The sequence below is a fragment of the Streptomyces sp. NPDC093984 genome (genome assembly GCF_044764595.1).
Taxonomy (GTDB): Bacteria; Actinomycetota; Actinomycetes; order Streptomycetales; family Streptomycetaceae; genus Streptomyces; species Streptomyces cynarae.
The window spans coordinates 616,337-636,286 of record NZ_JBIWIM010000001.1; the positions used below are offsets into that span (position 1 = coordinate 616,337).

20 protein-coding genes are annotated in these 19,950 nt (G+C 70.8%); 13 read left to right on the forward strand and 7 right to left on the reverse strand.

Translation table 11 applies throughout. The features are described from left to right. Positions 1-24: 24 nt before the first annotated feature. Genes ACIRC0_RS02910 through ACIRC0_RS02930 form a run of 5 tightly spaced genes read right to left on the reverse strand, consistent with a single transcriptional unit; the run spans position 25 to position 3,916 of the window. Positions 25-594, reverse strand: coding sequence for a GAF domain-containing protein (locus ACIRC0_RS02910; RefSeq protein ID WP_403610362.1), 570 nt, complete (start codon positions 592-594; stop codon positions 25-27). Next, positions 591-1,190 (reverse strand): GTP-binding protein, encoded by a 600-nt coding sequence (locus tag ACIRC0_RS02915; RefSeq protein WP_403610364.1) that lies wholly within the window; start codon positions 1,188-1,190, stop codon positions 591-593. The genes ACIRC0_RS02910 and ACIRC0_RS02915 overlap by 4 nt, the downstream gene beginning before the upstream one ends. Continuing rightward, a complete protein-coding gene (locus ACIRC0_RS02920; protein ID WP_403610366.1) occupies positions 1,168-1,545 on the reverse strand; it encodes a DUF742 domain-containing protein in 378 nt (125 codons plus the stop codon). Before ACIRC0_RS02920 ends, ACIRC0_RS02915 begins: the two co-directional genes overlap by 23 nt. Continuing rightward, positions 1,542-1,976 (reverse strand): roadblock/LC7 domain-containing protein, encoded by a 435-nt coding sequence (locus tag ACIRC0_RS02925; RefSeq protein WP_403610368.1) that lies wholly within the window; start codon positions 1,974-1,976, stop codon positions 1,542-1,544. The genes ACIRC0_RS02920 and ACIRC0_RS02925 overlap by 4 nt, the downstream gene beginning before the upstream one ends. 56 nt (positions 1,977-2,032) lie before the next feature. Beyond that, positions 2,033-3,916 (reverse strand): ATP-binding protein, encoded by a 1,884-nt coding sequence (locus ACIRC0_RS02930; protein WP_403610370.1) that lies wholly within the window; start codon positions 3,914-3,916, stop codon positions 2,033-2,035. Positions 3,917-4,288: 372 nt separating this feature from the next. On the opposite strand from ACIRC0_RS02930, the gene ACIRC0_RS02935 reads away from it, so the two are divergent. The 3 genes from ACIRC0_RS02935 (at position 4,289) to ACIRC0_RS02945 (ending at position 6,544) form a co-directional block, all read left to right on the forward strand. Next, complete coding sequence (locus ACIRC0_RS02935; RefSeq protein WP_403610372.1) at positions 4,289-4,540, forward strand: hypothetical protein; 252 nt, start codon at positions 4,289-4,291, stop codon at positions 4,538-4,540. A gap of 66 nt (positions 4,541-4,606) precedes the next feature. Continuing rightward, positions 4,607-5,623 (forward strand): LacI family DNA-binding transcriptional regulator, encoded by a 1,017-nt coding sequence (locus ACIRC0_RS02940; protein WP_403610374.1) that lies wholly within the window; start codon positions 4,607-4,609, stop codon positions 5,621-5,623. A gap of 270 nt (positions 5,624-5,893) precedes the next feature. Continuing rightward, the gene (locus ACIRC0_RS02945) at positions 5,894-6,544 is read left to right on the forward strand and encodes a DUF4360 domain-containing protein (protein ID WP_403610376.1); all 651 of its coding nucleotides are present in this window, start codon (positions 5,894-5,896) and stop codon (positions 6,542-6,544) included. 75 nt (positions 6,545-6,619) lie between these two features. On the opposite strand, the gene ACIRC0_RS02950 is transcribed toward ACIRC0_RS02945, so the two are convergent. Further along, positions 6,620-7,693: a DUF4232 domain-containing protein gene (locus tag ACIRC0_RS02950; protein ID WP_403610378.1), complete on the reverse strand. Its 1,074-nt coding sequence runs from the start codon at positions 7,691-7,693 to the stop codon at positions 6,620-6,622. A gap of 383 nt (positions 7,694-8,076) precedes the next feature. On the opposite strand from ACIRC0_RS02950, the gene ACIRC0_RS02955 reads away from it, so the two are divergent. The 6 genes from ACIRC0_RS02955 to ACIRC0_RS02980 all read left to right on the forward strand — a co-directional run bounded on the left by ACIRC0_RS02955 (position 8,077) and on the right by ACIRC0_RS02980 (position 14,449). Next, complete coding sequence (locus tag ACIRC0_RS02955) at positions 8,077-8,595, forward strand: (2Fe-2S)-binding protein (protein ID WP_403610380.1); 519 nt, start codon at positions 8,077-8,079, stop codon at positions 8,593-8,595. A 2-nt stretch (positions 8,596-8,597) separates the two neighbouring features. Beyond that, the gene (locus ACIRC0_RS02960; protein WP_403610382.1) at positions 8,598-9,587 is read left to right on the forward strand and encodes an FAD binding domain-containing protein; all 990 of its coding nucleotides are present in this window, start codon (positions 8,598-8,600) and stop codon (positions 9,585-9,587) included. Beyond that, entirely contained in the window at positions 9,584-11,794 is a 2,211-nt protein-coding gene (locus ACIRC0_RS02965; protein WP_403610384.1) for a xanthine dehydrogenase family protein molybdopterin-binding subunit, read from the forward strand. The genes ACIRC0_RS02960 and ACIRC0_RS02965 overlap by 4 nt, the downstream gene beginning before the upstream one ends. Before the next feature lie 56 nt (positions 11,795-11,850). After that, positions 11,851-13,020, forward strand: coding sequence for an XdhC family protein (locus ACIRC0_RS02970; RefSeq protein WP_403610386.1), 1,170 nt, complete (start codon positions 11,851-11,853; stop codon positions 13,018-13,020). A 308-nt stretch (positions 13,021-13,328) separates the two neighbouring features. Beyond that, positions 13,329-13,520: a hypothetical protein gene (locus tag ACIRC0_RS02975; RefSeq protein ID WP_403610387.1), complete on the forward strand. Its 192-nt coding sequence runs from the start codon at positions 13,329-13,331 to the stop codon at positions 13,518-13,520. Between the two features lie 80 nt (positions 13,521-13,600). Beyond that, positions 13,601-14,449: an oxidoreductase gene (locus tag ACIRC0_RS02980; RefSeq protein ID WP_403610390.1), complete on the forward strand. Its 849-nt coding sequence runs from the start codon at positions 13,601-13,603 to the stop codon at positions 14,447-14,449. Between the two features lie 235 nt (positions 14,450-14,684). Here the strand turns inward: ACIRC0_RS02980 and ACIRC0_RS02985 are convergent, their stop codons facing one another. Beyond that, positions 14,685-15,731, reverse strand: a complete 1,047-nt coding sequence (locus tag ACIRC0_RS02985) for a LacI family DNA-binding transcriptional regulator (protein WP_403610392.1) — start codon at positions 15,729-15,731, stop codon at positions 14,685-14,687. A gap of 107 nt (positions 15,732-15,838) precedes the next feature. Between ACIRC0_RS02985 and ACIRC0_RS02990 the strand changes: the two genes are divergently transcribed. The 4 genes from ACIRC0_RS02990 to ACIRC0_RS03005 are packed head-to-tail and all read left to right on the forward strand — an operon-like array spanning position 15,839 to position 19,850. After that, positions 15,839-17,035 carry a phytanoyl-CoA dioxygenase family protein gene (locus ACIRC0_RS02990; RefSeq protein WP_403610394.1) on the forward strand — a complete coding sequence of 399 codons (1,197 nt, stop codon included), beginning with the start codon at positions 15,839-15,841 and terminating at the stop codon, positions 17,033-17,035. Next, positions 17,035-17,796: an SDR family oxidoreductase gene (locus ACIRC0_RS02995; RefSeq protein WP_403610396.1), complete on the forward strand. Its 762-nt coding sequence runs from the start codon at positions 17,035-17,037 to the stop codon at positions 17,794-17,796. The genes ACIRC0_RS02990 and ACIRC0_RS02995 overlap by 1 nt, the downstream gene beginning before the upstream one ends. Positions 17,797-17,829: 33 nt before the next feature. Beyond that, complete coding sequence (locus ACIRC0_RS03000; protein WP_403610398.1) at positions 17,830-18,831, forward strand: Gfo/Idh/MocA family oxidoreductase; 1,002 nt, start codon at positions 17,830-17,832, stop codon at positions 18,829-18,831. Further along, positions 18,828-19,850 (forward strand): Gfo/Idh/MocA family protein, encoded by a 1,023-nt coding sequence (locus ACIRC0_RS03005; RefSeq protein WP_403610401.1) that lies wholly within the window; start codon positions 18,828-18,830, stop codon positions 19,848-19,850. Before ACIRC0_RS03000 ends, ACIRC0_RS03005 begins: the two co-directional genes overlap by 4 nt. The last annotated feature ends 100 nt before the right edge of the window (positions 19,851-19,950 follow it).

Consider the following 19,950-nt stretch of genomic DNA (forward strand, 5'->3'; position numbering starts at 1 on the left):
TTCCGCACGGCCCGGGGCCTGCCGTCAGGCGCGCTCGGCATCACCGGTCTCCCTGGCGGCGATCCGCTCGGCGAGCTCTGCCGCCAGCGACTTGATGGTGTCCAGGCCCGCGCGGCCCCATGGGCGCGGTCGCACATCGAGGGCGCAGACCGTGCCGAGAGCGATGCCCGTGCCGTCCATGAGCGGGGCGCCCAGATAGGAGCGGACGCCGGTCTCGTCCACGAGCGGATTGCCGGCGAAGCGGGGGTAGTCACGGACGTCCTCCAGGACCAGGGCCTTGCGCCGGACGACCACATGCGGGCAGAAGCCGTACTCGCGGCCCAGGTGGCGGGCCGGTTCGCCGGCCGGGCCGTCCGGGGCAGCGGGTGCGGTGAGGGGGCGGTCGTCGGGCTGGTGGAGTCCCGCGAAGTACTGACGGTGTTCCTGGACGAAGGTGACCATGGCGTACGGCACCTCGGCGAGCCCGGCGAGCCGGTCCGCGAAGGCGTCGAACGCCGGTTCCGCGCGCTCCCCGAGGCCGAGTCGGCGCAGCCTGCGGACGCGCTCGGGGGCGTCCAGGTCCTGAGGGGTCAGGAGCAGTCGGCTCAGTCTCATGCCCGGGCTCCGCGGCTCGTGGCGGGTGCCGGCGCCTGCGCGAGGAGGTGGCGGACGAGCGTGAGCAGGGTCTGGATCCCGGAGCTGGAGATCCGGGCGTCGCAGCGCACGACGGGGATCCCGGGATGCAGGTCGAGGGCGGCGCGCACCTCCTCCGGCTCGTAGCGGTGGGCGCCGTCGAACTCGTTGACGGCGACGATGAATCCGAGGCCGCGGCGCTCGAAGAAGTCGACGGCGGCGAAGCAGTCCTCCAGGCGCCGGGTGTCGGCGATGATCACCGCGCCGAGTGCGCCCTCCGACAGCTCGTCCCACATGAACCAGAAGCGTTCCTGTCCGGGCGTCCCGAACAGGTACAGCACATGCTTCGGGTCCAGGGTGATCCTGCCGAAGTCCATCGCCACCGTCGTCTCGACCTTGCCCTCGATGCCGTCGAGGCGGTCGGTGGCGGCGCCGGCCGTGGTGAGCAGTTCCTCCGTGCTCAGCGGCGCGATCTCGCTCACCGCGCCCACGAAGGTCGTCTTGCCGACGCCGAACCCTCCCGCCACCAGGATCTTCAGCGCGGTGGGGAAGGGATCAGAGCTGTCGTCGTAGTCCATCGAGCACTGCCTCCAGAAGGGACCGGTCGGTGGGGTTGTGGTGGTGTGCGGGGGGCTTGGTGGTGAGCGCCCCGCAGTCGACGAGGTCGGACAGCAGCACCTTCGTGACCGCCGCCGGCAGCCTCAGGTGGGCGGCGACCTCGGCGACCGGGACGGGCGAACGGCACAGGCCGAGCGCCTGGGCGTGCTCCGGGGCGAGGGGGCCGAGGGGGGTGGATCCGGTGGCCCTCACCTGTGACAAAAGGTCGAGCGCGGCGGTCGGGCGGGTGCGGCCGTTGCTGATCGTGTAGGGACGCACCAGCCGCCCGGCCGCGTCGTCGAGCCAGGGGCCGTCACCGGCCGTGGTGACGCTCAAGGCCGCATCGCCGTGGGCTGGTCGGCGCTTCGGCGGGGCGCGGTCGTCAGGTACGGTCGCACGCTCTTGACCAGCATCGCCATCTCGTAGCCGAGGACCGCCGCGTCGGCCTCGCGGCCGGCCAGGACGGCGAGACAGGTGCCGGAGCCGGCGGTGGTGACGAACAGCAGGGTCGAGTCGAGTTCGACGACGACCTGCCGTACGTCGCCGCCGTCCCCGAAGCGGACGCCGGCGCTGCGGCCGAGGGCGTAGAGGCCGGAGGCGAGGGCGGCCATGTGGTCGGCGCTGTCCGGGTCGAGGCCGTGCCCGGCCTTCACCAGCCCGTCGCAGGAGAGGAGGACCGCGCTCGTGGTGTGCGGTACGCGCTGGACGAGGCCGCTCATCAGCCAGTCGAGGTCATGGGACTGGGCGGTCGGCGCTTCGCTCGCCATGGTGGATGGACTCCTTGGGGTACGCGGGTCTGCGGGAGCGGGTGGGGTCGGGGCGGTCATCCGGCCGGAGCGCTCCCGTCGTGACGGTCTGTCAGGTCGTGTTCGGGCGGGTTCGACTCGCGCAGGGCTTCCGCGAGGCCGATGCCCCGTCGGAACGCGGCCATCAGGCCCGCGTCGTGGCCGGTGTACCGGTCGGCGTCCTGGTGGACGGGCGGGGTGGGGCCGCCGCGGAGCTGGGGCGCGAGGTGTTCCTGAGCGCGGCGGCGGGGCAGCGAGGGTCTGCCCAGGGCCGCGCTCGCCGTGTCGACCCGCGGCACCGGCGGTCTGGTCGCGTTCTCGGCGAGGGTCGCGCGGTCGGCGGGGTGGATGCCGGGCCGGGCCTCGGCGGGGGTGGGCCGTGGTGCCTCGGTGTCGCGGACGGGCAACGGGGTCCTGACGGGGCCGGCCGGGATGCCGTCGGGTGCCGGTCGGCGCGGTTCGTGCGGTACGGGGTGTTCGGACGCGGGGGCGGAGGGATGCGGGGTGGGGCGGGTGTGCGGCGGGGCCGCGACGGTCGTGGTGTGCGGGTCGGCCGCGGTGACGGTGGGCCACGGGTTCGCGGCAATGGCCGTGTCCCGCGGGCTGATCGGGGTCGCCGCACTCCGGGTGCCGGCAGCGCCTGCGGTACTCCGGCCGCCCGTGGCGACCGCGGTGCCCTGCGGTGCCACCGGTGTCATCGTCTCGGCCGCGCCCGGTGCCGGGCCGAGCAGCCCTTGCGGCAGGACGAGCACGGCCTGCACACCGCCGTAGATGTTGGTCTGCAACCGGACGTGGATGCCGTGCCGGCGGGCGAGTTGGGAGACCACGAACAGGCCGATGCGGCCGTCCGCCAGCAGACCGGCGACGCTGAACTGGTCCGGGTCGGCGAGCAGGGCGTTCATCTTGTTCTGCTCGGCCTGGGGCATGCCGAGTCCGCGGTCCTCGACCTCCACGGCGAGTCCCGAGGTGACGAGGCTGGCACGCAGCACCACCTGGGTGTGCGGCGGAGAGAACACCGTGGCGTTCTCGACGAGTTCGGCCAGCAGGTGGATCACGTCGGCAACGGCGTGTCCGCGCAGGCTGCCGTCGACCGGCGGCACGAGCCGGACCCGCGTGTACTGCTCGACCTCGGCGGTCGCGGAGCGCAGCACCTCGGTCATGGGGACCGGGTTGCTCCACTGCCGGCGGGAGACGGCGCCGCCGAGCACGGCGAGGTTCTCGGCGTGGCGCCGGATGCGGGTGGCGAGGTGGTCGATGTGGAAGAGGCCCTTGAGCAGGTCCGGGTCCTCGATGTCGTTCTCCAGCTCGTCCAGGATGGAGATCTCCCGGTGCACGAGCGACTGCAACCGCCGTGCGAGGTTCAGAAACACCTCGAGCTTCTGTTCGCTGTCCGCCCGGCTGGAGAGCCGTGCCGCCTGGACCACCGCGGCGACAGCACCGTCGTGGGCGCGCGCCAGCTCCGCGGCGAGCTGTTCGAACTCGTCGGCGTCGGCGGCGGGTGTGCCGCGCGGCGCACGCACGGGCGGGGTCTCGCCGTGGCGCAGCGCCTCCACGAGGGCGCGCAGGTCGGCCTCGTCGCGGGCGCTCTCGCGGCGCAACGCGTCGAGCCGGCCGGTCACGGACCGGGCGGCTCGCTCGGCGGCCACGGCGGCGATCACGATGCCCACCACGGTGACTCCGAGGGAGCCCGCGAGCACGGCCCAGAGCGCGGGAGTGGGGCGTGCGCCGGTGGTACGGACCGCGAAGAGCACGGCGGCGCAGGCGGCGAGGGCCACCGCGAGGGGCGGCAGGACGGCCAGACGCCGCAGTTGGGGCCGTAGCCGGATCTCGGGATGCGGGAGGACCGCGTGGGCGGCCGGCCGCCCGTGCCGCCCGCCCTCGCGGCGGTCTTCGCGTGCGGCGGGTGCGCGAAGGTGAGACATCGGCGTCCTCGTCCTGGGTGCGTCGGGGGCGTGGGGGCTCCCGCGGGTCTGCGCGACTCGGGCACGCGCCATCGCGGCGCCGGTCGAGAGAGCCGACGTTCCGGCCCTGCGTCGCCCGACGGACACTCAGAGTAGTCGTCCTTGAGGCAGGCGGGGTGGGCTGTTGACAAAGTCATCCGGAGAGCTTCCCGCTCTGGTATGACCTGTCGTACGACAGACCGATAACCGTGTCGATCACGCGTTCCCGCTTGCCATTGAAGCGATCAAAGCTGGTCAGAAGTGGTCACATGCAAAAGGTGAGCCGCTGAGGAATTTCCCGCTCCGCGACCCTCGCCCCGCTCGAACGCTGATCGAAAAGTCAGCCGGCCCGGGATGCTTACGCTCCCCAGGACCCTGGACGGCCCCGCCGGGATCGTCACCCGGAGTGTCGGCGGCCGTCTGCTGATCGGCCGCCGCGGGACGGAGCTGATCGAGCTGCGGGACGGAGCTGATCGAGCCGCGCGACCAGTCGGCGTCCGAGGTCTGCCGATCATGACGGGTGCGCTTCAGCCGGAGGACGACGGCACGGGTACTGTCGTTGCCGACGAGCAGGCCGCGGGGGCGGCCGGTCCCTCGGAGAACTGACAGCACCACGGGTGGCGCGGAGGAGGACGGCTCACTCACGCCACCCTCATGTGAGGGGATACGACCATGGCTGTGGCACGCCGGCCCACGCTCAGCGACGTGGCGGAGCAGGTCGGCGTCAGCGCCAAGACGGTGTCACGGGTGCTCAACGGCGACGGACCGGTCGCCGCCGAGACCCGTGAGCGGGTGCTGGAGGCCGTGCAGCGGCTGGGGTTCCGGCCCAACCTCATGGCCCGGCACATCCGCCTCGGCGGCAGCGACACCGCCATCGGGCTGATCGTGCCGGACATGAGCAACCCGTTCTTCGCCACGGTGGTGAGCGGGATCGAGTCGGTGACGCACGGCCGGGGCCTCACCCTGCTCGTCGGCTCCTCAGCCCAGGACGCCGAACGCGAACGCTCCCTGGTCGGGACCTTCCTGGCCCGCAGGGTCAGCGCCCTGCTCATGGCGCCGATCGTGAAAGCCGACCACGGGTACCTGAAGGCGGAGCGCTCCGCGGGACTGCCGGTGGTCTTCCTCGACCGTCCCGGCACCGGCCTGGCCGCGGACAGCGTGCTCAGCTCCAACCGGCAGGGAGCACGCGAGGGCACCGCGCACCTGATCGCGCACGGCCACCGCAGGATCGGCTTCATCGGGAACACGCCCACCCATCTCTACACCCGCCGCATGCGTCTGCAGGGCTACCGGGACGCCCTCACGGAAGCCGGGCTGCCGTACGACAGGGCACTGGTGGCCGGCGGCCACGACATGCAGTCGGCGGCCGCCGACACCGAGCGCCTGCTGAGCCTGGCGGACCCGCCGACGGCCCTGTTCGCGGCGAACAACTTCGCGTCCATGGGAGCCGTGCTGGGCCTTGCCCGGGCCGGCCGCAGGGATGTCGCGCTGGTCGGCTTCGACGACATACCGCTCGCCGAGGTCCTCGAGCCCGCCCTCACCGTGGTCGCCCAGGACCCGGCGGCCATGGGCGCCGCGGCGGCGACGATCGCGCTGGCCCGCCTGGACGGCGACCGCTCCCGAGCCCGCACCACGGAGATACCCACCCGGCTCATCCCCCGCGGCTCGGGGGAACTGCGCCCCCGCTGAAGCCACCGGCGCGGCACGACCAAGGGCCCGGCACGGGCCGGGGCGCGGCCACGATCGGCGTTCGCCTGCGGCACCCGCCATGCGCGGTCCCGTCGGTGAATGGCCGGGGATCGACCTGTCCCCCCGATGGGCGACTGCGTACGATGCGAGCGCTCCCGGCCTTCACATTCCGCTCATGGTTTCTCCACAGACCGGGAGTGCGCACGGGCAAGTTTGACGTGCTCATGACTAGCCCGCGCGTGTCCACCCCCCACCGAACGAAGGAGAACCATGGCCGGCGGACTGCTCCTGAGCGGCGCGATCGCCGCTCTTCTCACCACCACGATTCCGGCACAGCACAGCTCGCCCGTGTTCACCGACCCGCCCCCGGACAAGATCGTCATCGACGTCGCCACGGTCAACGGCTCCGGCTGTCCCCAGGGAACCACCGCCGTCGCCGTCTCGGAGGACAACACCGCCTTCACGGTGACCTACAGCGACTACCTCGCCCAGGCCGGTGGGACCTCCGACCCCACCGCCTTCCGCAAGAACTGCCAGCTCAACCTGGTCGTGCACGTCCCGCAGGGCTTCACCTACGCCATCGCCAGTGCCGACTACCGCGGCTTCGCCTCGCTCCAGCAGGGCGCGAGCGGCACCCAGCGGGCCTCGTACTACTTCCAGGGCTCCTCGAACACGGCGTACCGCAGCCACCCCTTCAACGGCCCCTACAACGACAACTGGCAGGCCACCGACAGTACGGACTGGGCGCAGCTCGTCTGGGCGCCGTGCGGAGCGCAGCGCAACTTCAACATCAACACCGAACTGCGGGTCACCGCGGGCACGTCCGCGCCCGGCAAGGTCAGCTTCATGACCATGGACTCGACCGACGGAGACATCAGCACCGTGTACCACATGGCCTGGAAGGAGTGTCCGCGCTCCTGAACAAGAGCCGGCGGGCGGGTGAGCGCGGCGTCGCCCGCCCGCTGGCGGCGCCGCTGCCCGTAGGGCAGGCCGGCGTCATGACGTGGACGGCGTGGTGGACGGCCGTGTGCCGGTGGAGCCCGATGCCGTGTCCTTCTTCCACGGGCCGACACCGAGCTTCCCGGTGGTGCCGAGGTCGAGTTCCGGGGTCACCGTCACCGGGTGTGCGCCGGGCTTGGCCCACACGCGAACATACGGCGCGTTCACGGGAGTTCCGGCTTCGGTGGTGTTCCGCCACACGAGACCCGCGTAGGCGCGCTCCCCCGGCTTCAGGGTCACCGGCTCAGGGCGGCCGTCGGCTCCGGTGCCGGAGGCGATCTCATCGCCGTGGACGATCCTGACTTCGTCCACGCGCCCGTGACTCTCGTCCTGGATCTGGAGCTGCGGGTAGCCGCCCAGCCGGTAGACCTCGGTTCCGCAGTTCTCCAGGTGCAGGCTCATGACGCGCAGGCCCATGGCGGCGTCGCCGTCGTCGGCGTACAGGCGTATCCCCGAGGCTGGGCAGGGTCCCCCCGCGGAGGGCGCTTCGTCGTCGGGGACGCTGCGGACCTTGGTGATCTCGACGCGGGCCCCGCCCTTCATGTCTCCGGGAAGGTGTCCCACGGGGACGGTGCCCTTGACGGTCGCGCCGGGCCGTACGGACAACACGGTCTTCTCGGCGGTCTCCATCGCGCCGCCCGAACCGGGCAGCACCCTGAATGTGATCGTGTACGTCGTCGGCGCCGTGCCCCCGTTGGTGATCTCGAACTCCGCGGACAACGACGACGGCGGATCACAGTCTCCGCGGTGGTCACGGGCCCCGGCGAACAGGCCGGTGATCCGCACGCCGTCCTTGGCCGGGCCCTCACCGCCGGGCAGGGGAAGCGGCGCACCCGAGGGATGCCCGGTCCCGGTGGTGGCCGCCGGATCGTCGGACGGTTCGGCGCCGTACCGGGGAACGGCGGACGGGCAGAGCGGATCGGCGCTGACGATTCCCGGACCGTTGGTGACCTCGGTCCGGGTCCTCCCGTCGCCGCGCGAGTCCGCCTTCTCCGCGCCGCAACCCGTCACGACGACGGCCGCCGCGGCGAGGGCGCTCAGGGCGGCGACGTCGACGATGGTTCTGCGCATCCGCCCAGCCCATCAGCACCACACCGGCCAGGCTGTGACGGAAGCCACTCCTCCCGTCACAGGCACGTCACAGGCCCACCCCTCCACCATGACCCTGCGGCTGTCACCGGTGACGCTTCGCGACGCCAAAAAATCGGCTGCCCAATCATTGGCGGTGTGCCTTCACGACCCAGGTCGACGCCGGAATTACCGGATCTCTCATGCGCCGATCGCGAGAATGGCGAAATAGGCCTTCAATGTATATGCGCACAAGCGAGCAGGCGCACAGATGCACAGCAGCCGATTTCCCTCGTCGGCAGTACCCGAACGTGACGAGTCGCGGGTTACGAAACTTTCCCTTGCTCGGCAGCAATCCCACTGGGAAATCTCGGAATTGAGGCACCATGAAGGATGCGGAAACCGAGGCACGCCCGTCCGGCCAGTCGCTGTCGGACGTGCCCCAGGTCGAGATCACCCTCAACGTCAACGGCACACTCCACCGGCTCCGACTCGATGCGCGGGTGACGCTGCTCGACGCACTGCGTGACCACTTGGGTCTGACCGGAGCGAAGAAGGGGTGTGATCAGGGCGCGTGCGGGGCCTGCACGGTGATGGTCGACGGCCGGCGCGTCGTGTCGTGTCTCGCGCTGGCCGCCCAGTACGAGGGGCGCGAGATCACCACTGTCGAAGCCCTCTCCGTCGACGGCGAGTTGCACCCGATGCAGGCGGCCTTCGCCCGGCATGACGCGTTCCAGTGCGGTTATTGCACGCCGGGGCAGATCATGTCCGCGGTCTGCCTCATCGCCGAGGGACGTGCGAACTCGGAGGACGACATCCGCGAGTTCATGAGCGGCAACATCTGCCGTTGCGGCGCCTACCCGAACATTCGCGCGGCCATTCGCGAAGTGACGGCGAGGGGCTGACAATGGAGCCCTTCGAGTACGCCCGGGCCACCGACGCCGACCAGGCCGTGGCCGTGGTCACCGCTGATCCGCACGCGTCGTTCCTCGCCGGCGGCACCACGCAGCTGGACCTCATGAAGGACGGGGTCCTCCGCCCCGACCGGCTCATCGACATCACCCGGCTCCCCCTCGGCGGCATCACGCACACCGACTCGGCCGTCCGGGTCGGCGCCCTCACGACGATGGAAGAGCTGGCCGCCGATCGCGTCGTGAGCGAGCGGCTGCCCTTCGTACGGGAAGCGCTTCTGCTCGGCGCCTCGACGCAGCTGCGCAACATGGCCACCATCGGCGGCAACCTGCTGCAGCGGGCCCGGTGCCGCTACTTCAGGGATCCCACCGTCGCCGCCTGCAACAAGCGCGACCCCGGCTCGGGCTGCGCCGCCATCACGGGAATCCAGCGGATGCACGCCATTCTCGGCACCAGCGACCACTGCATCGCCCTGCACGCCTCGGACGTCGCGGTACCGCTGACAGCGCTCGACGCGATCGTCCACGTCCAGGGCATGGATGGTTCACGGTCGATTCCGCTGACCCGGTTCTACCTGCCGCCGGGCGGCACACCCCACATCGAGAACGTGCTGCGGCACGGTGAGCTGATCACCGCGGTCGAGATCCCCCTGCTTCCGCAAGGGGCGCGGTCCCACTACCTCAAGGTCCGTGACCGTGTCTCCTACGAGTTCGCGCTGGCCTCTGCCGGAGTCGCTCTCGTGATCGAGGACGGCCTCGTTCAGGAGGCACGCGTGGCGCTGGGCGGGGTGGGCACCATCCCCTGGCGGGCCTGGGACGCGGAGGACGTCCTGCGCGGGGCACCCGCGGGCTCCGGCTCCTTCCGCAGCGCGGCGGAGGCGGCCCTCCAGGGTGCCAGGCCGCTGCCTGGCACCGCGTTCAAGGTGGAACTGGCGAAGCGCACCCTCGTACGCGCTCTGGAGACCGTTGAAGGAGCGCTGTCATGACGACTCTCGGAACCGGCGAGATCGTCGGCGCGGGCATCGACCGCGTGGACGCCCCGCTGAAGGTGACCGGAGCGGCCCAGTACCCCAACGACTTCTCCTTCCCCGGTATGGCGCACGCCGCCTTGGTCCGCAGCACCATCGCCGCCGGCCGCATCCGCAGCATCGATGTGGCCGACGCCCTGGCGGCACCCGGTGTGCTGACCGTCATCACGCATCTGACCGCGCCGAAGCTGGAACGCGGCCCGATGACTCTGCTGGGCGGATCGCCTCCGGCTCCGCTGCAGGACGACCGCATCCTGCACTACGGCCAGCACATCGCGATCGTGGTGGCCGAGAGTGCCGAGCAGGCCCGGCACGCCGCACGTCTGGTACGCGTCGAGTACGAGGCGACCGAGGCCGTGCTCGAAGTGGACGATCCTCGGGCCGAGATCGTCGTCAACCCGTGGGGAATGGACACCGAGCGCGGTGACGTCGCGGCCGGGTTCGCCCAGGCGGACGTGGTCGTCGAGGGGACGTACACCACCCCCGACAACACCAACAACCCACTCGGGCTGATGGCCACCGTCGCGTCCTGGCACGGCGATTCGCTGACCGTGCACGACTCGACGCAGTGGACGCACAATGTGCGCACCTCGCTCGCCGCGGTCTTCGGGATCCCGGAGAGCGGCGTCCGGGTCCTGGCCCCGTTCGTCGGGGGCGGCTTCGGTGCCGGGCTGCGGATGTGGCCGCACGTGATCCTCACCGTGCTGGCGGCGCGCGAGGTCGACCGTCCGGTCAAGCTGGTCCTGACCCGGCCCGAGATGTTCACCTCCGTGGGGCACCGGCCCAACAGTGTCCAGCAGATCAGGGTCGGTGCCACCCGCGAGGGCGACCTCGTCGCCATCGAGCATCACAGCATCTCGTCGGTCGCCATGGAGGACGACGACTGGGAACCGGTCTCCTCCGGGTCCGCCGTCTCCTACGCCTGCCCCAACGTGCGGACCCGTGACCGCCAGGCGCGCCTGAACATCCCCTGCCCGGGCTCCATGCGCGCGCCGGCCGAGGGCCAGGGCAACTTCGCTCTCGAGTCCGCGATCGACGAAGTAGCCCACGCCCTGGGCATGGACCCCCTCGAGTTCCGGCTGCGCAACTATGCGGAAACGCACCCGGTCCTCAACCTCCCCTGGTCGAGCAAGGCACTGCGGGAGTGTTATCTCGAAGGCGCCGAGCGGTTCGGCTGGTCGAGGCGCACGCGGGAACCGGGCTCCATGCGTGACGGCCGCTGGCTCGTCGGTTACGGCCTGGCCGGGGTCTCCTACCCCTTCTACCAGGTACCGTGCCAGGCCCGCGCCTCCATGCGCCGCGACGGCTCGGCGTATGTGCGCAGCGCCGCCACCGACATCGGAACCGGCACCTACACGGTCATGACCCAGCTTGCGGCGGAGTTTCTGGGGCTCGACGTCTCCCGGGTGCGATTCGGTCTCGGCGACTCCGACATGCCCTACTCTCCCCAGGCCGGCGGATCCGGTCTCACCGGGGCCCTGGGCAACGCGGTCCACGCCGCCTGCCGTCACCTGGTGCAGGAATTCCTCGACGTGGTGCGCGACGACGCCGCATCCCCGCTCCGCGGAGCCGCCGTCGATGACGTGACGGTCACCGACGGGCGCATTCACCGCGCCGGCGATCCGGGGCGGGGAGAGTCCTACGTCGACATCCTGGCCCGTCACGGCCTGGAGGAACTAAGCGCCGACGGCAGAAGCACACCGCCTTCGAGCGAGGAGCTGGGGATGGCCCTCTCCGGCGCCTTCGGTGCGAAGTTCGTCGAGGTGCGCATCGATCCCGAACTGGGCCTGCTGCGCGTGGCACGCGTGGTCTCCGCCATCGACGGCGGCCGCGTCCTCAACGAGAAGACCGCCACCAGCCAGATCGTCGGCGGCACGGTCGGCGGCATCAGCCAGGCCATGTTCGAGGAGACGGCCACCGACCGGGGCACCGGGCGCATCGCCAACGCGACCTTCGGCGACTATCTGATGCCGGTGAACGCCGACATCCCCGACATCGACGTGCTGTTCGTCGGCGGTCCCGACCGAGCAACCGCCGTCGGATCCAAAGGAATCGGTGAGGTAGGTCTGGTCGGTCTGGCAGCGGCCATCGGCAACGCCGTCTTCCACGCCACCGGACGCCGCATCCGCTCCCTTCCGATCACCATCGACCAGCTCATGCTCTGAGATCCGCTCCGCGGCCCATCGGCCGCGGAGCGATCCTCGTCGCCGGGGAGAAACACATGCTCGACATCGCACGAGGGTTGTGGCAGTGGATTGAGCAGGGCCGTGACTTCGCCGTCGCTTCCGTGGTCACGGTCAGCGGCAGCGCACCGCGTGCGCCGGGCGCCGCTCTTGCCGTGGACGAGGACGGCACCGCCATCGGCTCGGTGTCCGGCGGTTGTGTGGAGGGCGCGGTGTACGACCTGTGCCGGCAAGCGCTGAGAGACGGTGAGACCGTGCTGCAGCGGTTCGGGTACAGCGACGAAGACGCCTTCGCCGTCGGCCTGACCTGTGGCGGTGTCATCGACATCCTGGTCACGCCGGTGCGGGTCGGTGATCCGGGCCGGGACGTCGTCGCCGCCGCGTTGTCCGCTGCGTGCTCGCGAAAGACGGTCGCGCTGGCTCGTGTCGCCGACGGGCGGGCCGAACTGCTGGGGCGCGGGCTGACGGTCCACCCCGACGGGTCCTATGAGGGGACGCTCGGCGTCCGACGCCAGTTGGATCGCACTGCGGCGGCCGAGGCTCAGGCGATGCTGGAACTGGGGCGCACCGCAACAGTGGTGATCGGCGAGAAGGGGCCCGAGTGCGGTCGCCCGCTGACACTGCTGGTGGAATCCGGCGTGCCCGCCCCCCGACTGATCGTCTTCGGTGCGATCGACTTCACGGCGGCTCTGGTACGGCTCGGCAAATTCCTCGGCTACCACGTGACCGTCTGCGATGCCCGGCCGGTGTTCGCGACCCGGGCGCGTTTCCCTGAGGCGGACGAAGTGGTGGTCGAGTGGCCTCACCGCTTTCTGGAGGCCACTGAGGTCGACCACCGGACGGTCCTGTGTGTGCTCACGCACGATGCCAAGTTCGACGTACCGCTCTTGAAACGCGCGCTGAAGCTGCCGGTCGCCTATGTAGGGGCCATGGGGTCCCGGCGCACCCACGAGGATCGCACGCGGCGCCTGCGCGAAGCGGGGGTGACAGATCAGGAGCTGGCACGGTTGCGTTCACCGATCGGCCTCGACCTCGGCGCGCGCACGCCCGAGGAGACGGCTCTGTCGATCGTCGCCGAGTTCGTCGCCGACCGCCACGGCGGCTCGGGACTCCCCCTGACCAGCACACCTACTCCGATCCACCGTGACACTGCGGCTGCCTCGGGTGGCGCCGTGCGACAGCGGCCCGTACAGCGATCCGTCAGATGACGACTCGTCCTCGCCCCAGGCGGGGACTCCACGGATGCGGTCAGGTGACCGATGCCTCAAGGGCTGATCCGGCGCGATGCTTGCCGCATGCCGCCGAGTCGAGGAAGGGAGGGGCGCCATGCCGGACAAACAGACGCGATCGACTGGGAGTCGTGGGCGGAGCGCCTGATGGACGGTGCCTGAAAAAAGTCGGTCGGCTACGGAGATCGCCTCCCGTCCACACCTGCGCGAGGGCATCCTGTACGCCTGTACGCACTGGTGGCGCGTACACCCAACCAGTCGTTCAATCCGGTGTGGAGAAACGCGACATGACTGCATGGATCGCCGCGGCACGGGGATTCTTCACGATCGGTGGCGAGCTGACCCGGCCGTTGCAGCGTACGCCCGTCGTGCTGCAGATCCCCGGCACCTCGACGGTCGCGCACGGGGAGGACGACGTCGCGGCGGCAACCGTCGAGCTGTCCGACGAGGACTTCGAGGCACTCGCCACCGCGGTCTGAATCTTCACTGCCCCCTTGCCCGGGTCGGACGGGCTTCTGCGACCCGTCGACTGACACTCATGACCCCAACGGAGAGACACATGCCCCGCACGTTCCTCATCACCGGCGTCAGCAGCGGCCTCGGCCGCGCCTTCGCCACCGCCGCCCTCGAGGCCGGCCACACCGTCGTCGGCACCGTCCGGAAGCCGGACCAGATCGCCGAATTCGAGCAACTGGCCCCGGGCCGCGCCCATGCCCGCATGCTCGACGTCACCGACACCGACGCCATCGCGCCGACCGTCGCGGCGATCGAGGACGAGACAGGGCCCATCAACGTACTCGTGAACAACGCCGGGTACGGCGTCGAGGGCACCTTCGAGGAGACCCCGCTCGACACCTTCCGCCGCCAGTTCGACGTCAACGTCTTCGGCGTCATCGCGGTCACCCAGGCCGTTCTGCCCCGCATGCGCGAACGCCGGGCCGGGCACATCCTGTTCGTCACCTCCATGGGCGGTCTGCGCGCCTTCCCCGGCCTGGCCGCCTACCACGGCTCCAAGTTCGCCGTCGAGGGCATCGCCGCCACGCTCGCCCAGGAGGTCGCGCCGCTCGGCATTCACGTCACGGCGATCGAGCCCGGCTCCTTCCGCACCGACTGGGCCGGCCGCTCCATGGACCGCGTGGAGAGCACCATCGCCGACTACGAACCGGTCTTCGCCCCGATCCGCGAACGCCGCATCGACATGAGCGGTCAGCAGCTCGGCGATCCCGACCAGGCCGGCCGCGCCCTGCTCACCGTGGTGGAGGCCGAGAAGCCGCCGACCCACCTCATACTCGGCAGCGACGCGCTCCGGCTCGTCGCCGACGGCCGCGCCGCCTTCGACGCGGAGACAGCCGCTTGGAGCGAGCTGTCGAAGTCCACCGACTTCCCGGACGGGCAGCAGATCGCCTGAGAGCCACTGCGTGGCAGCAGCCCCTGCGTCACCCCGTCCGCGGCCGGCGGCCGGCGGGCGGCGGGCGGCGGGCGGCGGGCGGCGGGCGGGGAAACCGTCGGCAGACGCCCCTCATGGGCTGCGGCGGGCGGGCTGAACGCCGGATGCGAGGCGTGGTACTCGGTCATCGGCGGCCTCTCCCCCGCCACCGCAGCCCACGTCGACCTGCCGGCGGCCTGGACCTCGGTGGCCGGGTTCACCCTGTGGAGGGCGCGGGAGAAACATCCGGCGGCAGGTTGAACGGCGTGACCACCTGGATCGCCGACGGCAGGATCGGGCCGTCGTCCGGCAGTGCGTTGTGGGCCCGCATGATGGTCTGGCAGGCGCGGCGTACGTCCTGGCGCAAGTCGTGGTGGAGCACCGCGGAGAGGCGGCGCTCCCGCAGAAGGCGCGTGTTGTCGTGGTCGAGGTCGTGCGCGATGAAGACGGCGCAGGGCCGGTCCAGGGCGCGGAACGCGTCCAGTGTGGCGAGGTTGCCTCCGCCCATCGAGTAGACGGCGACGATGTCCTCGTCGCTCTTGAGTGCCTGGAGAACCAGGTCGTGCTGGGTGGCGTCCAGTCCGTCGCTGTCGGTGACCTCCACCAGGGAACGCTTGGAGTCGGCGAGGCGCATGGCGCTGCGGAAGCCCATCTCGCGCTCCTCCTCGCCTCGGAAGGAGCCCCGGCTGATGGTGGTGAGCACGTTGCCGGGACGGTCGCCGAGCCACTGCTGAAGGAGGTAGGCGGCGGTGGCGCCCGCCGCGCGGTTGTCGATGCCGACGTATGCCAGCCGCGCGCTGTGGGGCAGGTCGGTCACCAGGGTGACGACGGGTATGCCTGCCGCAGCCAGTCGCCCGACTGCTGCCGCGATCTCCGGCAGGTCGGGGGCTTTGAGGATCACGCCCTTCGTACCACGCTTGGCGATCTTGTCGAGGGTGCCGATCAGTTCGTCGGGTGCACAGGTCTCGCGGAAGTGGAAGCGTGAGCGTACGACGGCGGGATGCAAGGAGGGAAGCTCGGCCTCCAGCGCCTCGCGTACGGCGGTGGAGAATCGCTCCGGCGTCTGCATCACGATGTCGATCATGAAGGTGCGGCCCGCGATCCGGACCTGGGTCTGCTGGCGGTCCAGGTCCTTGATGGCTTCGTGCACCTCCCGGACGGTGCTCTCGCGCACATTGCCCCGGTCGTTGAGCACGCGGTCGACCGTGGCCGTGCTCAGTCCGGCCTGACGGGCGATTTCCCTGATCGGATAAGGGTGACGCATGGTGATCCCAAAGGGCGATGATGGATTTTTGATGTACTGCTGAGGATTGAATGATGAGTTCGGGTTCCCAAGACTGGCAGAAAGGCAAGAACTGCGAAAGGACCCGGATGCCCTCCAAAGCCGTGGGAAAGCGGACTTGGCTGACCGAGGCCGACTGCGATCTCGACGCGCTCCGCTCGCTCGTGGAGCAGAAGACGGACGCCGACGACCACCCCTTGGCCGCAGGCGTGGAACAGAACGTGCTGCTCTACGACAGTGAGCGGCTCCGCATCCTCGCTGCCTCCGCCGAGGGCCGCCGGGAGGTACAGGGTGAACTGATCCGGGCGCTGCTCGACGGACCCGGCATCGTGGTCCTGAAGGGCGCGTTCACGGACGATGCCGTCGTGGACCGGGCGTCCGCGGCCTTCGACGCGCTGATCGAGGAGGAGCGCGCGAGCGGCGCCGCTCGAGGCGACCACTTCGCCGCACCGGGTGCCAACGACCGCCTGTGGAACGCGCTGGACAAGGTGGCGCTACGAACACCGGAGGTCTTCGCCGACTACTACGCCAACGACATGCTGGCGATGATCGCCGACGCCTGGCTGGGCCCCGCCTACCAGGTGACCTCGCAGGTCAACGTCGTCAATCCGGGCGGAGCGGCGCAGCGCGTGCACCGCGACTACCACCTCGGTTTCCTCACCCAGGAGCGCGCCGCCGCCTACCCTGCGCACGTCCACCGCCTGTCGCCCGTGCTGACGCTGCAGGGCGCGGTGGCCCACTGCGACATGCCCGTCGAGTCCGGCCCGACGCTCTACCTGCCGCACTCGCAGAAGTTCGGGCCCGGCTATCTCGCATGGCGGCTCCCGCAGTTCGTCGAGTACTTCGGCACCCACCACGTCCAGCTCCCGCTGGCGAAGGGCGACGCGGTCTTCTTCAACCCCGCGCTCTTCCACGCCGCCGGGCACAACCGCTCGACGAGCATCCGGCGCATGGCCAACCTGCTGCAGATCTCCTCCGCCTTCGGGCGCGCCATGGAGACGGTGGACCGTGCGGCGATGGCGAACGCCCTGTTCCCGGTGCTGCGGCGACGCAAGGCGGAAGGCGTCTCGGAGGACTGGCTGCGCCGCGTGGTCGCCGCGACCGCCGAGGGCTATCCCTTCCCCACCAACCTGGACCTCGACCCGCCGGTCGACGGTCTCGCACCGCCCTCCCAGGCGGACACCCTCTGGCAGGCCGTCACGGAGGGCTGGACTCCCGAGCGGCTGCAGGACGTACTGCGAGCGAGCGCCGAGCGCCGCCTGATCGTGACGAGGACACAGCACTGATGGGACTGCTTGAGGGCAAGGTCGTCCTCGTCAACGGGGGCAGCCAGGGCGTCGGCGCCGGCATTGTGCGGGCGGCCGTACGGGAGGGCGCGGCCGTCGTCTTCACCGGCCGCCGGGCCGACGTGGGCGAGAAGCTGGCGGCGGAGACGGGTGCGCACTTCGTGCGGGCGGACCTCGCCGATCCGGCGCAGGCACGCGACAGCGTCGTACAGACCGTGGACGCCCACGGGCGCATCGACTGCCTGGTCAACGCGGCCGGGCTGACGACACGGGGCTCACTGCTGGACACCACGCCGGAACTGTTCGACCAGCACATGGCGATCAATCTGCGCGCGCCGTTCTTCGCGATGCAGGCGGCGGTGGCCGATATGACGGCCCGAAAGGCGCCGGGCAGCATCGTCAACATCGGATCGAACTGCGCCCACGGCGGGCCGCCCCACCTGGCGCCCTACTCCGCGGCCAAGGCCGGTCTGGCCGGACTGACCCGCAACGCCGCCCACGCCCACCGCTGGGACCGCGTCAGGATCAACGACCTCAACATCGGCTGGACGGACACCGAGGGCGAGGACGCCACACAGCGCGCATTCCACGACGCGGGCGACGACTGGCGGGAGAGGGCCGCCGCATCACTGCCCATGGGCAAGCTCGGGCAGGTCGACGAGATCGCCGACTTCGTCGTCTTCCTGCTCTCCGACCGCAGCGGTGTCGTCACCGGCTCGGTCATCGACTGGGACCAGATCGTCTTCGGCGGCCAGGACTGAGCCGCCCTGTTGGGCTGAAGGAGCACGACTGTCATGCGTATAGGCATCATGGGGCTGGGCCGGATCGGCGCGTTCCACGCGGAGACCCTCTCCGGGCTCGATGCGGTGGACTCCCTGGTGGTCACGGATCCGGTGGCTGCTGCCACCGCCTCGGTGGCCGAACGGTTCGGGGCCACGACGGTGGACTCTCCCGAGGCCGTGTTCGCGGCAGGAGTGGACGGCGTCGTGATCGCCGCCGCGACCGACGCGCACCCGGAGCTGATCCTCGCCGCGGTCAAGGCGGGCGTCCCGGTCTTCTGTGAGAAGCCCGTGGCCCGCAGCCTCGAGGAGAGCCTCCAGGTGCTGCGTGCGGTGGAGGGCAGCGGTGTCGAGGTGCAGATCGGCTACAACCGGCGCTTCGACGCGGGCTGTGTGGCGGCACGCCAGGCCGTGGTGAGCGGTGAGCTCGGCAAGCTGCACACCGTACGGTCGACCACGTTGGACCCCGCACCGCCGCCGGCCGCCTACGTGGCCGTCTCGGGCGGCATCTTCCGCGACTGCAGTGTGCACGACTTCGACATCGTGCGCTGGGTCACGGGGCGCGAGGTGGTGGAGGTGTACGCGACGGGCGGCAACCGGGGTGCGGAGTACATCCGTGAGGCGGGCGACGTCGACACCGCGTCCTCACTGCTCACCCTCGACGACGGCACCATCGCCGTCATCTCCAACTCCCGGCACAACGCCCGCGGTCACGACGTACGCCTGGAGCTGCACGGCATGAAGGACAGCATCGCCGTGGGCCTGGAGGACAGGCTGCCGCTGCGCTCCGTCGAGCCGGGAGCCACGTTCCCCGCGGGCACGCCGCACGACTTCTTCATGGACCGCTTCGCCGACGCCTACCGGTCCGAGCTCACCGCCTTCACCGAGGTCGTCGCCGGCACCGCCCCCTCCCCCTGCACCGTGGCGGACGCCGTCGAGGCCAGCCGGATCGCCGACGCGTGCACGCTGTCGCTGCACGAGCACCGGCCCGTACGACTCGACGAGGTACGCAAGTGACGACGAACGAGCCCCTGCGGATCGGTGTCCTGGGCGCGGCCCGGATCGCCGAACTCTCCATCGTGAAGCCGGCCCGGACGTGCGGCCACCGCCTCGTCGCGGTGGCCGCCCGCGACCGCGACCGTGCCGAGGCGTTCGCCGCCGCGCACGGCGTCGAGCGCGTGGCCGACTCCTACGCCGACCTCGTCGCCGACCCCGAAGTCGAGGTCGTCTACAACCCGTTGGCCAACAGCCTGCACGGACCGTGGAACCTGGCCGCCCTTCAGGCCGGCAAGCACGTCCTCACCGAGAAGCCGTCCGCGAGCAACGCCGAGGAGGCGACCGAGGTCGGCGAGGCCGTTGCCAAGGCGGGCACCGTGTTCATGGAGGGTTTCCACTACCTGTTCCATCCGGTCACCCAGCGCCTGCACGAGCTGCTCGACAACGGGGAGTTGGGCGACCTACGGCATGTCGAGGCCATGGTCGCGATGCCGGCACCGTCGGCCGACGACGTACGGTGGTCGTTTCCACTGGCCGGCGGTGCGCTGATGGATCTCGGGTGCTACAGCCTGCACGCCCTGCGGATGCTCGCTCCCTGGGCCGGTGGGGCGCCCCGGCTGGTCGCCGCTCGCGGTGGAGAGCGGGAGGGGGCTCCGGGCGTCGACGAGTGGCTGTACGCCGATCTGGAGTTCCCGGGCGGTGTCACCGGCACCGCCCGCTGCCACATGGCGTACCACCGATGGCAGATGAGCTGCCGCATCGTGGGCACGCGCGGCGAGGCCACGGCAATGAACTTCGTACAGCCGCACCTGGACGACCGGGTGGTGGTGCGCACGGCCGCCGGTGAGCGCACCGAGGAACTCGGTCGCCGCTCCTCGTACACCTATCAGCTCGAGGCCTTCACCGCGCATCTGCGCGACGGTGCACCGCTGGCGCTCGAGGCCGGAGATGCGCTGACGAGCATGCGGCTCATCGACGAGTGCTACCAGGCGGCTGGGTTCCCCGTCCGACCGCATACGGTCCTTCCGACCACGGCCTGAAGGGAAGACAGTTGTGAGGGCGGTACCGGTCCGGTACCGCCCCAAGAGCAGCAGCTCAGTGGTCAGTGCTGGTCGCGGGTCTCCCAGCCGGGCGCAGTCT

Coding starts and splice junctions, on each gene's coding strand:
- ACIRC0_RS02955 (WP_403610380.1), top strand. CDS start 8,077: ATGAAGGATGCGGAAACCGAGGCACGCCCGTCCGGCCAGTCGCTGTCG.
- ACIRC0_RS03000 (WP_403610398.1), top strand. CDS start 17,830: ATGCGTATAGGCATCATGGGGCTGGGCCGGATCGGCGCGTTCCACGCG.
- ACIRC0_RS02990 (WP_403610394.1), top strand. CDS start 15,839: ATGCCCTCCAAAGCCGTGGGAAAGCGGACTTGGCTGACCGAGGCCGAC.
- ACIRC0_RS02980 (WP_403610390.1), top strand. CDS start 13,601: ATGCCCCGCACGTTCCTCATCACCGGCGTCAGCAGCGGCCTCGGCCGC.
- ACIRC0_RS02910 (WP_403610362.1), bottom strand. CDS start 594: ATGAGACTGAGCCGACTGCTCCTGACCCCTCAGGACCTGGACGCCCCC.
- ACIRC0_RS02940 (WP_403610374.1), top strand. CDS start 4,607: ATGGCTGTGGCACGCCGGCCCACGCTCAGCGACGTGGCGGAGCAGGTC.
- ACIRC0_RS02995 (WP_403610396.1), top strand. CDS start 17,035: ATGGGACTGCTTGAGGGCAAGGTCGTCCTCGTCAACGGGGGCAGCCAG.
- ACIRC0_RS02950 (WP_403610378.1), bottom strand. CDS start 7,693: ATGCGCAGAACCATCGTCGACGTCGCCGCCCTGAGCGCCCTCGCCGCG.
- ACIRC0_RS02960 (WP_403610382.1), top strand. CDS start 8,598: ATGGAGCCCTTCGAGTACGCCCGGGCCACCGACGCCGACCAGGCCGTG.
- ACIRC0_RS02935 (WP_403610372.1), top strand. CDS start 4,289: ATGCTTACGCTCCCCAGGACCCTGGACGGCCCCGCCGGGATCGTCACC.
- ACIRC0_RS02945 (WP_403610376.1), top strand. CDS start 5,894: ATGGCCGGCGGACTGCTCCTGAGCGGCGCGATCGCCGCTCTTCTCACC.
- ACIRC0_RS02925 (WP_403610368.1), bottom strand. CDS start 1,976: ATGGCGAGCGAAGCGCCGACCGCCCAGTCCCATGACCTCGACTGGCTG.
- ACIRC0_RS02975 (WP_403610387.1), top strand. CDS start 13,329: ATGACTGCATGGATCGCCGCGGCACGGGGATTCTTCACGATCGGTGGC.
- ACIRC0_RS02985 (WP_403610392.1), bottom strand. CDS start 15,731: ATGCGTCACCCTTATCCGATCAGGGAAATCGCCCGTCAGGCCGGACTG.
- ACIRC0_RS02915 (WP_403610364.1), bottom strand. CDS start 1,190: ATGGACTACGACGACAGCTCTGATCCCTTCCCCACCGCGCTGAAGATC.
- ACIRC0_RS02970 (WP_403610386.1), top strand. CDS start 11,851: ATGCTCGACATCGCACGAGGGTTGTGGCAGTGGATTGAGCAGGGCCGT.
- ACIRC0_RS02930 (WP_403610370.1), bottom strand. CDS start 3,916: ATGTCTCACCTTCGCGCACCCGCCGCACGCGAAGACCGCCGCGAGGGC.
- ACIRC0_RS02965 (WP_403610384.1), top strand. CDS start 9,584: ATGACGACTCTCGGAACCGGCGAGATCGTCGGCGCGGGCATCGACCGC.